This is a genomic window from Prosthecobacter vanneervenii (assembly GCF_014203095.1).
GTDB classification, from domain to species: Bacteria; Verrucomicrobiota; Verrucomicrobiia; order Verrucomicrobiales; family Verrucomicrobiaceae; genus Prosthecobacter; species Prosthecobacter vanneervenii.
In genome coordinates this window covers 1291185-1305709 of the sequence record NZ_JACHIG010000001.1, presented here as the reverse complement: position 1 = coordinate 1305709, position 14525 = coordinate 1291185, and the positions used below count along the sequence as shown (strand labels likewise).

General features: G+C 65.1%; 9 protein-coding genes. 7 read left to right on the top strand and 2 right to left on the bottom strand.

What is annotated here, in order from left to right; all coding sequences use genetic code 11:
* Positions 1 to 478 precede the first annotated feature (478 nt).
* The 3 genes from HNQ65_RS04950 to HNQ65_RS04940 all read left to right on the top strand — a co-directional run bounded on the left by HNQ65_RS04950 (position 479) and on the right by HNQ65_RS04940 (position 3650).
* Positions 479 to 1153, top strand: coding sequence for a hypothetical protein (locus HNQ65_RS04950; RefSeq protein WP_184338358.1), 675 nt, complete (start codon positions 479 to 481; stop codon positions 1151 to 1153).
* A gap of 15 nt (positions 1154 to 1168) precedes the next feature.
* Positions 1169 to 1849: a response regulator gene (locus tag HNQ65_RS04945; protein ID WP_184338357.1), complete on the top strand. Its 681-nt coding sequence runs from the start codon at positions 1169 to 1171 to the stop codon at positions 1847 to 1849.
* Between the two features lie 265 nt (positions 1850 to 2114).
* The gene (locus HNQ65_RS04940) at positions 2115 to 3650 is read left to right on the top strand and encodes a phospholipase effector Tle1 domain-containing protein (protein WP_184338356.1); all 1536 of its coding nucleotides are present in this window, start codon (positions 2115 to 2117) and stop codon (positions 3648 to 3650) included.
* Positions 3651 to 4805: 1155 nt separating this feature from the next.
* On the opposite strand, the gene HNQ65_RS04935 is transcribed toward HNQ65_RS04940, so the two are convergent.
* Positions 4806 to 5432 carry an RNA recognition motif domain-containing protein gene (locus HNQ65_RS04935; RefSeq protein ID WP_184338355.1) on the bottom strand — a complete coding sequence of 209 codons (627 nt, stop codon included), beginning with the start codon at positions 5430 to 5432 and terminating at the stop codon, positions 4806 to 4808.
* A gap of 459 nt (positions 5433 to 5891) precedes the next feature.
* Between HNQ65_RS04935 and HNQ65_RS04930 the strand changes: the two genes are divergently transcribed.
* The 3 genes from HNQ65_RS04930 to HNQ65_RS04920 all read left to right on the top strand — a co-directional run bounded on the left by HNQ65_RS04930 (position 5892) and on the right by HNQ65_RS04920 (position 9171).
* Positions 5892 to 6137, top strand: a complete 246-nt coding sequence (locus HNQ65_RS04930) for a glutaredoxin family protein (RefSeq protein WP_184338354.1) — start codon at positions 5892 to 5894, stop codon at positions 6135 to 6137.
* A 365-nt stretch (positions 6138 to 6502) separates the two neighbouring features.
* Positions 6503 to 7123, top strand: coding sequence for a DUF6580 family putative transport protein (locus HNQ65_RS04925; RefSeq protein ID WP_184338353.1), 621 nt, complete (start codon positions 6503 to 6505; stop codon positions 7121 to 7123).
* Positions 7124 to 7386: 263 nt separating this feature from the next.
* The gene (locus HNQ65_RS04920) at positions 7387 to 9171 is read left to right on the top strand and encodes an ABC transporter ATP-binding protein (RefSeq protein ID WP_184338352.1); all 1785 of its coding nucleotides are present in this window, start codon (positions 7387 to 7389) and stop codon (positions 9169 to 9171) included.
* Between the two features lie 237 nt (positions 9172 to 9408).
* Here HNQ65_RS04920 and HNQ65_RS04915 read toward each other — a convergent pair whose 3' ends face one another.
* On the bottom strand, positions 9409 to 12870 hold the full coding sequence (locus HNQ65_RS04915) for a nidogen-like domain-containing protein (RefSeq protein WP_184338351.1): 3462 nt from the start codon (positions 12868 to 12870) through the stop codon (positions 9409 to 9411).
* A gap of 136 nt (positions 12871 to 13006) precedes the next feature.
* On the opposite strand from HNQ65_RS04915, the gene HNQ65_RS04910 reads away from it, so the two are divergent.
* Entirely contained in the window at positions 13007 to 13843 is an 837-nt protein-coding gene (locus HNQ65_RS04910; RefSeq protein WP_184338350.1) for a helix-turn-helix transcriptional regulator, read from the top strand.
* Positions 13844 to 14525: the final 682 nt, after the last annotated feature.

The window sequence follows — 14525 nt, the reverse complement described above, 5'->3', positions numbered from 1 at the left end:
CCTGCCGGCCAGAATGGAGGGGCGGCTATTTTCTAATACTCTGTGGTATGAATAAACATGGAGCACGCGGCATGTCTTGTGGCGTGGCACTCATGCTGCGCATACGCTGGGCGGTGCGGTAAAAACAAAGCTTGTTGGCAGCGCGGGCGCGCTGGGCCTTGCGAGCGCGTGAGGGATCGGGACGCCCCCTCTCCGCCATTCGGTTACTCTGGCGGACTGGGACTCTCGTGGTCATGCAGCACACGAGCAAAAGGGAGGCTTTTGCAGAGGCTTTCAGCTGGCGGCGGCAATCGCTAACCACCGCCAGCCCAACAGCCTCACACACGGGTTACACAGCCTGTGCGGAGATGTTAGAAGTTGGCGCATGCATCGCAGGCATGCCAGCCATCGCTTGGGGTAACTCACCTTGGAGAAAATGAGGTTAACCCAAGGCGGCACAAGCACTGCCGGGATTTCTTCCCGTAATATAATGGCTGTTATGATTATTCCACTCGCCCCCAACTCCCATTTTCAGGCTCCTGCGCCTTATTATGCCGAGGCAGGCCCGCATCAAAACACCTTCTCATGGGCGGCGCTCTACGCCCTGGACACCGCGTGCTCGCTGCTGGGCTGCAGGCATGCCTGGGTGACGAGCCACGCGGCGGATGCGTGCCACATCGTGCTGCGCAGGGAGCAGACGATGGAGATCGGTGCCGGGCTGGAGGAATTGATCCTCCGACAGGCGGAGACCGCCGCCCCCGACAGTGTGCAGACGGTGCCGTGGGCCGGTGGCATGCTGCTCTTTGCGGGGCTCTCCTTTGGTCTGGCTGCGGATGGCCGCAAGTATGTGCTGGGCATGCAGTTTGAGAATGTCATTGAGATGACCGAACGGCGCGCCGGTGTGCTGGATGGCCTGCGCTGCAGCCTGCAGACCTACCTCGGCCGGCTGAGGCCAGCTGCTCCACAGCCTGCCGACCCAGAAACATTGGCCACCGCAGCTCCAGGCAGCCAGCCCGTGACGTGCTGCTGCTGCCGCAAAGTGCATACGCCACAGCATGGGTGGATGCACTGGGACGACCTGCGGCTGATGACCACCGGGCGCGGCAGCTCCCATACCGTGTGTGAGAAATGCGCTGACGAGCTGTATTCTGATGTGCTGCAGAATGGATTGTAGTATTTTTAAAAATCAATGAGAAATAAAGCCCCACGTCGAGCCAAAGGCAGTCCTACGCGGATCGCACTGGTGGAGGACGACCCCGTTTACCGCGCCTACCTCTCAGGGCTGCTGAAGAACACACCCGAGGTGGAGCTGGTGCATGCCTGGGAGAGCGCCGAGGCGCTGGTGGCAGACAGGCGCTTTCTGGAGGTGGACCTGCTCTTCATCGATCTGGAGCTGCCGGGGCTCAGCGGGGTGGAACTGATCGCGAATCTGCAAAAGCTGCCCACCCCACCGCTGTGTGTGATGCTGACCTCCTCCAGCGAGCCTGAAGACGTCTTTGCGGCCATGCGCAGCGGCGCCTCAGGCTATCTGGTGAAGACGGCGGACCCGGAGATTTTTGCGGAGCGGCTGCGGCAGATCATCCAGGATGGCGTGAGCCTGAGCCCGGTGATCGCGCAGATGCTGATGAATGAATTCCGCACCTCTGCGATTTCCGCCGCCGACAGGAGGAGTTCCCTGCGCAGCCTGACCACGCGTGAGCGCGAGGTGCTGAGCTCCATGGCCAGGCACGGCAACGCCAAAGAGGTGGGCGCCGCCCTGGGACTGAGCCACGAGACCGTGCGGGTGCACATGAAGAAGATCTACCAGAAGCTGCACGTGAAGTCGAAGGAGGAGGCACTGGAGGTGCTGGCGCAGCAGAAGAAGGATTAGCACCAGGCGCGGCGGCGGACGGGGCTCATCTGGATGCCTCCATGTGAGGCGTCTTTGCGCATGTGCGGTGGTGCAGCGCCATGCGTGAGCGTGAGGGACTGTGACGATCCCTTTCCGCCGGAGCGCGGGCTGGACGCATGGGATGCTGGCTGACGCCCCCAAGCAGGAAAAATCAGGGGCCTGCCCACAGGTTTTTGGTTTTATTCTTATGGGCATGCCGCATTAATGAGTTGACACTCCCGGCATTCCCCGGGAAAAACGGCGCATGATTTTCAAAAATCTTTCTACCGGGGCCTCTCGTGCGCGAATGATGTCGGGCATGGCGGCGGCAGTGCTGGGGGCGGTGTCTCTCACGGGCTGCAGCCTCTACCGCTTCAATGTGCAGTATGCGCCCAATCCGGCCACGCCGCGCCGCTTCGCGCCGGAAGAGGAAAACGAGCCCAAGCAGATCAATGTCTTCTTTGACGGCACGTCCAACAACTGGAAAGCGCGCACGAATGTCAGGCGCAGCTTTGAGCAGCAGGCGCTGGCGGAGGACCCGCACGCCCCCTGCATCTACGTGGAGGGCGTGGGCGTGCGCACGCTCACGGGCAAGGCCTTTGGCTGGGGCATCAAAGACCGCGTGATCGATGCGTATGCCTTCCTGGCCCGGTACTGGAATGCGGGCGCCAAGGACAGGATCCACATCTTTGGCTTCAGCCGCGGGGCCTTCGAGGCGCGCATGCTCTCAGGCATGATGGCGCACTGCGGGCTGCCGGATGCCACGCACGCCTTCACCCAGGACGTGGTGCAGAACAAGCTGCGCGAAAAGCAGCTCAAGGCACTGGCCACCGCCGTGTACGACTACTGCGAGCTGCACCTGACCGACCCCGAGCCCAAGGCCGGCAGCAGCATCCCGCTGAAGGTGTGGAAGGACACCCTCAAGGCCAATCAGGCTGAGCTGCAGCGGCAGCGCTTCTGCCAGGGCTGGGTGTTTCATGCACCGGAGATCGAGCTGCTGGGCATCTGGGACACGGTGCCCGGGCTGCCTTTCACCAAGCTGCGCAACGACGGCGAAGTCATCCCCGGCAGGCCGCAGCGCTACAAGGTGCGCCCCTACCCGAACATCAAGCTGACCGTGCACGCGCTGAGCCTGGATGAGAAGCGCAGCCAGTTCCACCCGCTGATCGTGGGCCCGCCCATCGATCCCTCCTGCAAGGTGTATGAGGTGTGGTTCCCCGGCGCGCATTCAGACATCGGCGGCGGGTATGAAGACTCCAACGACATGGCGGGCACCACCCTGGCGTGGATGGACGAGGTGATGAAAAACGAGCGGCTGATCAAGCGCACCCACAGCTACTACCGTGACGCGCATGGTATTTTACACCATCCGGAAAAGAATGCGTTCAGCAGCATCGGGTCGCACGAGCAGGCACGGCATGTCCCGTATGGGTCGCACGTGGACTTCTCGGTCTTCAAGCGTGCCAATCTGGAGTCGCACCCGGAGGAGGGCCAGCCCGCCGGCGTGCTGTATCAGCCCACGCTGCATGTGCCGCAGCCTGACGGAAGCATCAAGACGCTGAAAATCGCCGGTGCTAAAAACTACCAGCCCGCAGCAGCCCGCCAGATGCTGCAGAGCGTGGGCCTGGACCTGTATGATCCGAAGCAGAACATCGAAAACCGCCCCGAAGGCGCCCCGCTGACACTGAGCCAGATGAACGTGGAGGTGAAGACCGTGGCCAAGCCCGCGCCCCCGGCCGTGCAGCCCTCCCCAGCCCCGGCCAAGCCGACCACCGCCGCAGACGCCGCGTACCCGCAGTAGGCGCGCGGTGCAGCAAAGAGCCCGGCATCCAGAGCGGCTGCCGGCCAGCAGGGAGCCACCGCTTTCGAGCGTCTCGTGGCACACGTGGGCTCCCCTGCCTGCGAGTGCACATGCCCCGCGGGAGCCTCTGCCTTCGAAAACTCCCAGGCACTCGCATTCTCATCCAGCCTCCGAAAAGCGGTAGCTGCGTTCGTTCCTCCCTCCGCGACCGCATTGATTGATTCGCTGCGCTCACCCTTCTGGCTCCTTTCAGTCGTCTGTCTCCGCTTCGCTTCGGCGCGCTGCGCTCGCCCTTCGGGCAGCCTGCGGCTGTCTATCTCCACTTCGTTCCGGTTCCATATCCTGCTGCGAAAGCACGAGGGCGATTTGGAGTGCGGTTGCGCAGATGCGAGGCGCAAGCCTGCATCGGAGCTACCGCTTTCGAGCGTCTCGTAGCCTACGTCGGCTCCCCGGCCTTCGAGCGTCCCATGCCCCGCGACAGCCACTGCCTCTCATGGCTCCAAGAAATTCGCCAGCCGTCCTGCCCACGGAAAGCGGTAGCTGCGGTCGTTCCTCCCTCCGCGACCGCACTCCATATCCTGCTGCGAAAGCACGAGGGCGATTTGGAACCGTAGCGAAGCGGAGATAGACAGCCGTAGGCTGCCCCGAAGGGGTGAGCGCAGCGAATCAATGCGGTTGCGCAGATGCACGGCGCAAGCCTGCATCGGAGCCACCGCTTTCGAGCGTCTCGTGGTTCGCGTGGGCTCCCCGACCTGCGAGTGCCACATGCCCCGCGAGAGCCTCCGCCTTCGAAAACTCCCAGGCACTCGCATCTCTACTCGGCCCACGGAAAGCGGTAGCTGCGTTCGTTCCTCACTCCGCGACCGCACTCCAAATTGACCTGCGAAAGCGCGAGTGCGATTTGGAGTGCGGTCGCGCAGATGCACGGCGCAAGCCTGCATCGGAGCTACCGCTTTCGAGCGTCTCGTGGCACACGTGGGCTCCCCGGCCTGCGAGTGCCCCACCCACACACGAAGCACCGCGCCTTTCTCCCTATCCCCGTCCTTACCCCCATCCGTCCCTCAAACAAAAAGCCCGCAGGCTCATGCGAGAACCTGCGGGCGTGAATGTTTGTCGGTCGGGTCTGAGTCTGGCTTGCAGCCTTCTCAGCCGGTCTTAGGCGGCCTGGGCTTCTTCAGCCGGGGCGGAGGAGGAGGACTCGTCGCCACGGGTGTTGGGCTTGGCGCCGCTGAGCTGCAGCGGGCGGCCCATGAAGTCCTTGCCGCTGAGTTCCTGCACGGCGCGGCGGGCTTCGTCCACGGTGCCCATCGTCACAAAGGCAAAGCCCTTGGAGCGCTGGGTGCGGCTGTTCACCACCACTTCGGCGTTCTTCACGGCGCCCACGCCGTTGAAGAGCTCAAAGAGATCGCTCTCAGTGGCGTCGTAGGAGAGATTGCCCACATAGAGGCGCTCGGTGGTGATGTCGGCCGGATTCACCGGAGCGGGGGGCTCGCGGCGCTGGCGGGGCTCCCGGGGTTCACGCGGCTCGCGCTGCGGGCGGGGATTGTCATTGGTGGAGCGCGGGGCGGAGGAGGCGGAGGCAGGGCTGCGCTCGCTGGACTGCGGGCGGCTCTTCGGCTTGGAGCCCAGGCCAAAGAAGCTCAGGATCTTCTGGAAGAGGGAGGGCGGGGCGCTGCGGCTGTCGCCACGGGCGGGGCGGGGGCCTTCAGGGCGGGGACCACGGGAGCGGTTGCGGCTGCGGCGGCGATTTCCTCCGCCATTGCGGTTCGGGTAGTCGGACATGTTTCAGTATTACGTAGGGGTGGGTTGCGTTGTCAGGCAGGGCCGGGGTGCTGAGGGGGCGGCGGGCGGGGGACGTGCGGCTAGCCTCGTCCACGGCACCGCGGCACGCGGCGGACCGCACAAGCGGCCTGCCACAGCACCACCACGGGCTGCTGCGGTTTTCAAAGCCGGACCGCGCGGGCGGTCCTGCCGGCTCAAAATTCGTCCCCGCACGCACACACACCTGCGGCGCACCGGGACTGCCTTTCGTACCTTCCATCCGCTGGAACGTTTCCTGCAGCGCATTCATGGGTCTGAAGAGGCGCATCGGGGAAAGAGGTTCGGAGGGGATGGCTTCGGAGCACTGGTTGAGTGGCCCTGAAAACAGCGCGCTGATGTTAATCGGGGCAGGGGGGTGGTCAACCGCGAATCACGCACCCCCGGCTTGCCCTTCGCCGTATCCCGTACCATCATTTCATCATGGTCAAACCTACCATCTACATCAAAACCGGCTGCCCCTGGTGCGAGGAAGTCACCGAATATCTCGATGCCCGACGCATTGATTATCAAGCCATCACCGTCACCGGCAACCGCGAAGCCATGCAGGCCATGATCGACCTCAGCGGCCAGAGCAAAGCCCCCACCATGGACTGGGACGGCGAGGTGCTGGCCGACTTTGGCGTGGACGAGCTCGTGCCCTTCCTGCGCAAAAAAGGCCTCGCCTGAGCCCGGCCCCCATCCTTGCGGGGAAGGGGGGCGAGCGTGCCCGTGGCGTGCCAGCCCGGCGCTTTTCAGCCCATCTCGTGGCGCTTACAGACCACCCAGCGCAGCATGTCCACCCAGCGCGGCGTGGTCCGCACACTCCGTGTGCGGGGCCTGGCACAGCCGCCATGCCCCCGGGTGCAGGCACGCCTCAAACCATCATCACTTGCAAAGGGGCTCACGGACTTCGAGAGCTGACAGGCCTGGATGCCTTGCTGGGTGCGATGAATTGCCAAAGTTTACCCCACCGCGCACTCTGCGTGATTCGTAGCGCATCAGTCACAATTCATCCTTTCCATACTCCCAAACACCTGCATCTTCGGCCCGCCATGACTTCCCCCGATTCCCGTCCTGCCTCCACACGCGCCCTGCTGCTGCCGCTGCTCCTCATCGCCGCTGCCGCCGTCTATCGCTGGGCCCGGCTGAAAGGTTTCATCACCACTGAAGCGCTGGAAAACTTCACCCCCTGGATGGCGCTGGCCTTCACCGGCACGCTCGTCTTTCCGCGTCGCGTCACCTTCCTGCTCATCCCGCTGATGCTGGTGGGCATCGATGCCGCCGCCACCGGCCCCGCCTCCGTGCTGCACTGGGAGGCTCTCTCGGTCTATCCATGCTTTGCGCTCGCTTCCTGGCTGGCCGGACGCTGGCGCGGACAGCTCAGCCTCGTGGGCAGCCTTCTCGGCGTCGCGGGCTGCACCATCGCCTTCTACCTCGTCACCAACACCATTTCCTGGATCAGCGCCCCCGCCTATGCCAAGACCCTCTCCGGTCTGCTGCAGGCCCTGACCACCGGAGAGCCCGGCTACGCCCCCACCTGGAGCTTCCTCATCAACTCCCTCGTGAGCGATCTCGGCTTCAGCCTCCTGCTCCTGGCCGCCTACAATACCGAAGCCTCCCTCCGCCACCAGCAGCGCATCCCCCTGCGTCAGGTGCAGCCCCTGGCTGCCTAAGCTGCTAGGATCTGGTATCATCGGCCGGGGGGATGCCCCCCCTGGACACCGCAACCCGCCACCGCCATCCAAGGCCGGGCGGTGCGCACTTGAAAGGCTGTGTGAAAACGAAGCTGCCTCAGGGCAGCCAGCCCTGCCTGCGCTGGGCATGCGCGCGCCTGGCGCGAGAGGTGGGGATGCTTGTCCTCAAGCCTCCGCCGGGTGTCTCCACGTATCCTTTTCGGAAATCTGTTTGGCCATATGCTATAGAATGTCTCGATGCCATGACTTCCGCGCCCGAGCCAATGACCAACACCAGCGCCCTGCGGCGGCTGCTGGGGTTTGCGCGGGGGCACTGGCGGATCGCGCTGCTGCAGCTGGCGCTGGCGGTGGGGGGCACGGGGCTGATCTATGTGTTTCCAGGGGTGGTGCGCTGGTTTGTGGATGAGATCATCCCCCAGCGGCGCGGCGATCTGATCTGGCGCGCGGGCGGGCTGGCGCTGCTGGCTTTTGCGCTGCGGGAGGGGCTCTTCTATGTGCGCACGCGGGTGAACTGCACCTTTGAGCAGCGCATGATCACCGACCTGCGCGGGCGGCTGCACCGCAAGATGGCGCGGCTGCCGCTGGGGTGGTTTGACCATCAGAGCACGGGAGACATCCTGACCAAGCTGGCCGATGATGTGCCTGCCACACAGCGCGTCATTTTGGAGGGCATCGAGCAGGGCAGCACCGCCCTGCTGCAGATCGTGGTCACGGCCATCGTCATGCTGGTGGCGGACATGAAGCTGGCGCTGCTGGTGCTGGCGCCCACGCCGTTCATCGCGGCGGGCGGGTGGATCTACTCGCGCTGGGTGTCTCCGCGTGCCACGGCGGCGCGGGAGGCCACGAGCGCGCTGAATGCCACGCTGCACGACACGATCACGGGCATCCGCCAGATCAAGAGCTACACGGCGGAGGAGATGCGGCAGTGGAAGTTTCTGGCGGCCAGCCAGCGGCTGCAGGAGCGGCAGACGCGGCTGATGGCGGCGTGGGCTTTTTATGCGCCATCCATGACGCTGCTGGGAAACGCCGGCCTGGTGCTGCTGCTGATGGCGGGCTCGTGGTGGTGCGTGCAGGGGGCCATGACAGCGGGGCGGCTGATGGAGTTTCTGCTGCTCGTCGGCTTTCTGTATGAGCCCATCTCCCGCCTGCATGGGGTGAACCAGACGCTGCTCAGCGGACTGGCTGCGGCCAAGCGCGTCTTTGCCATTCTGGAGGACGAGCAGGAGGAGGATCTGGATGCAGGCGCCGCGCCGGAGCCTGCGGCCATCCGTGGAGAGATCTCGTTTGAAAACGTGAGCTTCAGCTACCGTGCGGACAAGCCGGTGCTGCATGGCATCTCGCTGCACGCGGCGCGGCACCAGACGGTGGCCATCGTGGGGGCCACGGGATCGGGAAAGAGCACGGTCTTCCAGCTGCTGGCGCGTTTTTACGATCCGCAGAGCGGCCGCATTTGGCTGGACGGACAGCCTTTGGAAAAGATGAGCAAGCGCACGTTGCGGCAGGCGCTGGCATATGTGACGCAGGAGGCGTTTCTATTTGCGGGCACGGTGCGGGAGAATCTGCTGCTGGGCAGGCCGGACGCGGACGATGACGCTCTGTGGCATGCGCTGCGGGAGGCGAGTGCGGCGGACTTTGTGCAGCGGCTGCCCGAGGGGCTGGATGCCGAGGTGGGAGAGCGCGGCGTACTGCTGAGCGGCGGCGAGCGCCAGCGCCTGGCTCTGGCACGCGCCTTTCTCAAAGACGCGCCCATCCTGCTGCTGGACGAGGCCACCTCCGCCGTGGATGTGAAGTCGGAGCGCCTGATCCAGGACGCGCTGGCACGCCTGCGCGCCAACCGCACCAGCCTCGTGATCGCCCATCGGCTGAGCACCATCGTGTCTGCGGATGTGATCTACGTGCTGCATCACGGGCGCATCCTGGCGCATGGCCGACATGAGGAGCTGCTGCAAACCTGCCCATATTACCGCGAGATGGCCGCACTGGCCTTTGAGGGCGATGCGGATACAGGTTTTTTAAAAACGGCATGAGGGAGGTGGCGCGGCGTGAGCCCGTGGGCGGGTGAAGCGCTGGAAGACGGGCGGATCATCTTGATCCCCGCACGTGGGGTGTGTTTGCCGAAGCCTCCGGAAAGCAGCGCGGACTTCAGCGGCTGTGTGAAACCTCTCCGAGCATCGGTCGTCGTGCTGCCCTTCCACCGCCTCGTTGGGCAGGTGGCTGAGCCTGCGCTGCACGCCCTTGATGGCCTTGCGGAAGTCTCTTCGGCCTCACGGGCTTGCGGGCACCACCACTCGCAGGCGCACAAAGCGGCGGCGTGTGCTCTCGGGCACGGCGATGTCCACGCTCACGCTCTCGGTCGTGCCTAGATCGGCCACCACGGCGGGTGCGCCCACACCAGCGCTGCTCCAGGTGCTCAGGTCGTCGCTCCATTCCACCACGGAGGTCACGAGGCTGAAGCCCTTGCGGCGTGGGTAGGCAAACTTCAGCACACTGCCCTGCAGCGTCGTGCCGGTGGTGGCGGTGCTGCGCTGCGTGGGGGAGGTGCCCAGGCAGTACTCCAGCGCATTGGGCAGGCCATCGCCATCGTCATCCGCCGCCAGGGTGGAGGCGCTGAGGCCGTTGTCGCTCATCCAGGAGATCACCTCATTCACCACCACCAGCAGGCCGGGGCCGGTGATGAGGGCGGTCTCATGCTGCGCGCCGGAGCCGATGCCGCCCCACGTGCCGCTCAGGTGCTGCACACCCGCCAGCGTCAGCGCGCGCACGGTGTCCGTGCCGGAAAAAGCCAGGTGCAGCACCGCCCCGGCGCTGACAGAGACCTGACCGCTGTCTGCCAGGCGCGCGGAGCCGATGCTCAGCGTGCCTGCCGCCACCACGGTGTTTCCAGTGTGGCCAAAGGCACCCGCCAGGCTCAGGCTGCCCGCGCCCGTCTTGGTCAGCGTGCCGCTGCCGCTCAGCTCCGCCACGGTGGACACGGTAAAGCCATTGGTGTCGATGATGAGTCCCCCGGCCTGGATCTCCGCCGAGCCGCTGGTAAAGCCATTCAGCAGCACGCTGCTGTCTGCCAGCGCCCGCAGCGTGGCGCCATTGAAGACGATGCCGCTGGTCACCGACCACCGCGCGATCTCTCCGGTGGTCAGCGTGCCGCCATTCAGCACGGCGTTGGCGCTGCCGCCATCATGCCCCAGGATCAGCGACCGGGCGGTCACCGCACCGCCTGCCAGCACGAAGTTCCCGCTGCCCGTGCTGGCCACCACGATGTCCGCCTCCGGCGTGCTGAGCGCGCCGCCTGCCGTCACGCCCAGCGTGCCGCCCAGGACGTAAGTGAAGCCGGTAAAGCTGCTGCTGCCGCTGAGTGTCTGCGTGCCGGTGCCCGTCTTGGCCAGCGCACCTGTGCCGGAGAGGCTGCCGCTGAATTCGCCCGAGGCATCTCCCGCGCCTACGGTAAAGGTGCAGCCTGCGCCGATGGCCACCGCGCCTGCGCCGGAGAGCGCACCCACCGTCTGCGAGGCACCGCCCAGCCACAGCGTGGCGCCACTGGCCACGGCCACGCCCGCATTCGGGCTCAGCACATTCACCGCGTCTGCGGACAGCACCCCCTGCGTGATGACCAGCGCGCCGCTGAAGCTGCTGCTGCCCCACAGCCAGTGCATGGGCTCGGGGCCGCTTTTTTCAAAGGTGCCCGTGCCGGTGATGCTGCCCGCCCAGTTGTTCGTCACCGCCGCCACGTTCTTCAGCCGTGCCCCGCCCAGCACCACCGTGCCGGAGTCAAACTGGCTGGTGCCCGCGTTGTACGAGTCCAGATTCGTCACCGTCTGGTCATGGCCGTTGAGATCCAGCGTGGCATTACCGTTCAGAAACACCGCCGAGCAGGTGGCCAGCGCATCATTCACCCCCAGGCGCAGCGTGCCGGCGGAGATCGTCGTCGGGCCGGTGTGGCTGGTGGCGGCGTTCAGCGTCAGCACAGCGCTGCCGGTTTTGACAAAGCCGCCCGTGCCGCTGAGCACCGTGTTCATCGTGGCATCGGCCGTTAAGTTATACGTAGCCGTGCCTGCACCCATGGCCAGCGTGCCGTCTCCGGTGCTGGCGGGAAAGGTGTGGGCATAGCCGCCCAGGTCCAGCGTGGCCCCGGCGGAGAGCGTCACCACACTGGCTGCAGGCAGCGCAGGGGCCGCCGCCAGGCGCAGCGTGCCGGCGGAGATGGTGGTGGGCCCGGTGTAGGTGTTGGTGCCGTAGAGCGTCAGCATGCCCGCGCCGCTCTTGGTCAGCGCACTGGCCGCCGTGCCGTTCACGATCTGCCCCCTGAAGTCGCTGCTGCCTGCCCCCGCTACATTCAGCGCCGCCACCGCGCTGCCGCTGTTGGTGATCAGCCCGCCCGTGCTCACCGAATTGATCGTGCCCACCGTGGCCCCGATGCCGCGCAGGTCCAGCGTGCCGCCGATGCCTGAAAAGCTGCTGTCAAAAATCAGCGCCGTCTGGCTGGTGATGGCATCGGCGGAGTAGGAGACCACGCGCGACGTGTGGCGCAGGTTGATCGTGCCGCCATTGATCGTGCCCGTGCCTATGGCCACCAGCGTGGCGCTGTCCCGAAACGTCAGCCTGCCTTGAGTGATGGCATTTTGCGCACGAGGAGTCATGACTGAAGTGCTGGAGATGACCACTTCGTCCGTGGGGCTGGCAAACTGGAGCCCGTTGAACTGAAGGTTGCCGCCGAGGCTAAAGCCGGAGCCATTGAGCTGCAGGTTGTTGGCCACGATATCGGTCATGGCCAGGTTGCGCGCCGGACTGTTAAAGATGGCATTGAATCCACTCCGCCATACCGTGGCATCGCCTGTCCAAATGCCGGTGCCCTCAACCCAGCGTGTCAGACTGGCGTCTGCAGTCACCGTGCCCGTCGTCGGGGCGGCAGGCACTTCCGGGATGGTGCTGTCGTCGATGCGGTAGATGAAAAGGCCGGGGGTGGCCGGAGTCGTGTTGCTCAGCGTGGGCAGAGCGGTGAGGCCCGCCGTGCAGGAAAGCGGATGATTGTAGTAAGCCGCATTGTTTCCGGCATCCAGCCCCATGCAAGGATACCTGGTGCCGGTGGCATCTGCCAGCAGCCAGTTGACCCCATTCTCCGGATAGAGAAACAGCGCGTAGCACGTGACGCCGTTTGTGACGACCACCGCCTGGAAGGTGTTCAGCTTGTCCACCTTTTGGGCATAGTAGCCCACGTGGTCCCACGTGGCGATGAAGGCAAACGTGGCCTGAAACCCCGCCGCCGTTGGCACACGAGAGGTGATCAGGGTGCTGATCTGGGCCAGGTCCGCCGCATCCTGCTCCACGCGGTACCACACCGTCCCGCCGCCCACGCCGCGTGTATCCACATCGCACCACAGCGGGGCTATGATTGGCGTGGACGAATAGGGAAAGAGGCTGGCTGAATAGCTGGAGATGGCCTGGCCAAATGACAGGCAGCCGTTGTTGTTGACGTAGATGCTGCTGCTCCGCGTGCTGGCGATTTTCAAGGTCGGATTGCTGCCGCCCGGGCCCTGGCCGGTCCAGGCGATGAGTTCAGAGGCGTCATCGGACTTTCCCATGGCCGTGTCTCCCGCCGCCGTGCCGTAGGGAAAGAGGTCTGCGGCTCCTGCAGCGCCGCTCAGCAGGCAGATCTGCCACAGCAGCAAACACGGGATGAAATGCAGCGCAGGGGACAAAGGCAGACGGCAGGCAGGAGCAGGGCAGGGCATAGGTGGGGAATCTCCGCCACAGTAGGAGCCGCCATGCCGCGCTAAACCCCCCTTTGGTGGGGTGTTTTCCCGGCCTCGCCCGCATCGCCGCATTGCCAGTCGTGGCAGAGTTTGCTAAGAGAAAAGCACGCGCACCTTGAATCCCCCCATCCCACCTCTTTCCTCGCACGCCTGGAGCCGCTTGGACGCCGCTCTGCGTGCCCTTTATGCCGAGGGCCTCACCGCCGAGAGCTGCGTCCTGCGCGCCATCGACGCCGTCAAGGCGCTCGTCCCCGGGGAGTTCATCACCTACTCCAAAGCGCACGCCACCGGCGCCTTTGACATCGTCTTCTCAGACGACAACGCGCCCTCCCTCGACGTGCTCATGAACTACATGCAGGTCAAGAACCGCTACGACCTCTGGAAGTCCGACCTCTCCGTGCGCGGCGGCAGCGTGCTCTTTCTGCGGGACTACTACAGCCGCCGCCAGTTCCGCGACCTCGACATCTACGCCACCACCTACAAGCTGGCCGGGCTGGACAACCACTGCGCCATCCCCCTCTGCGCCGACGAGGCCGGCGGCGGCAGCCTCTTTCTCAGCGTACAGCGCCGAGGCCTGGACTTCACCGAGGAGGACCGCTCCGTGCTCACCCTGCTGCTGCCGCACCTGCGCAATGCGCGTGCGCTCGGCCGTGCCCGCACCCAGGCTGGCGAGCCCCACATCAGCCACTTCAGCGGCCTGGGCCTCAGCCCCCGGGAGATGGAGGTCTTTTACTGGATCGTGGAAGGAAAGCGCAATCCCGAGATCGCCACCATCCTGAAGGTGCGCATCGACACCGTGAAAGGCCATGCGGAAAGCATCTTCCACAAGCTGCGCGTGGAAAACCGCCACGCCGCCATCCGCCTGGGACTCCAGTGCGTGCTCCAGGCCCAGGCCGACGAGATGCTGCCCCACCGCCGCCGCAAAGGTACCTTCTTCCTCAGCCCGCAGTGAGGGTGGGGGGAGTAGATGCTGGCACAAGCACGAGGGCTATTTGGAAGCGAAGCGAATTTGGAACCGTAGCGAAGCGGAGATAGACAGCCGCAGGCTGCTCCGAAGGGGTGAGCGCAGCGAATCAATGCGGTCGCGAAGATGCACGGCGCAGGCGTGCATCGGAGCCACCGCTTTCGAGCGTCTCGTGGCGTGCGTGGGCTCCCCGGCCTGCGAGCGTCCCACCCCTCCCGAGAGCCCCTGCCTTCGAAAACTCCCAGGCACTCGCACTCTCATCCAGCCCTCGGAAAGCGGTAGCTGCGTTCGTTCCTCACTCCGCGACCGCACTCCATATCCTGCTGCGAAAGCGCGAGGGCAAATTTGGAGTGCGGTCGCGCAGATGCGAGGCGCAAGCCTGCATCGGAGCTACCGCTTTCGAGCGTCTCGTGGCGTGCGGGGGGCAAGCTTTTTGCGAGTGCCGTGGGAGCGTGTGGCTGAGGATGGGCTGTGGCATGTGCTGACTGACACGGCCTTCGAAAAGCGGTAGCTGCGTTTCCCCCTTCGCTCTCCGAGCTACGGAGGACGGGCTGTGCCTCACTTCGCGACCGCATTGACTCGCTGCGCTCGCCCTTCGGGCAGCCTGCGGCTGTCTATCTCCACTTCGTTCCGGTTCCAAATAAGCCAGCGCGCTGCCAAGCGCACATGC

Coding starts and splice junctions, on each gene's coding strand:
- HNQ65_RS04935 (WP_184338355.1), bottom strand. CDS start 5,432: ATGTCCGACTACCCGAACCGCAATGGCGGAGGAAATCGCCGCCGCAGC.
- HNQ65_RS04925 (WP_184338353.1), top strand. CDS start 6,503: ATGACTTCCCCCGATTCCCGTCCTGCCTCCACACGCGCCCTGCTGCTG.
- HNQ65_RS04940 (WP_184338356.1), top strand. CDS start 2,115: ATGATTTTCAAAAATCTTTCTACCGGGGCCTCTCGTGCGCGAATGATG.
- HNQ65_RS04930 (WP_184338354.1), top strand. CDS start 5,892: ATGGTCAAACCTACCATCTACATCAAAACCGGCTGCCCCTGGTGCGAG.
- HNQ65_RS04915 (WP_184338351.1), bottom strand. CDS start 12,870: ATGCCCTGCCCTGCTCCTGCCTGCCGTCTGCCTTTGTCCCCTGCGCTG.
- HNQ65_RS04945 (WP_184338357.1), top strand. CDS start 1,169: ATGAGAAATAAAGCCCCACGTCGAGCCAAAGGCAGTCCTACGCGGATC.
- HNQ65_RS04950 (WP_184338358.1), top strand. CDS start 479: ATGATTATTCCACTCGCCCCCAACTCCCATTTTCAGGCTCCTGCGCCT.
- HNQ65_RS04920 (WP_184338352.1), top strand. CDS start 7,387: ATGACTTCCGCGCCCGAGCCAATGACCAACACCAGCGCCCTGCGGCGG.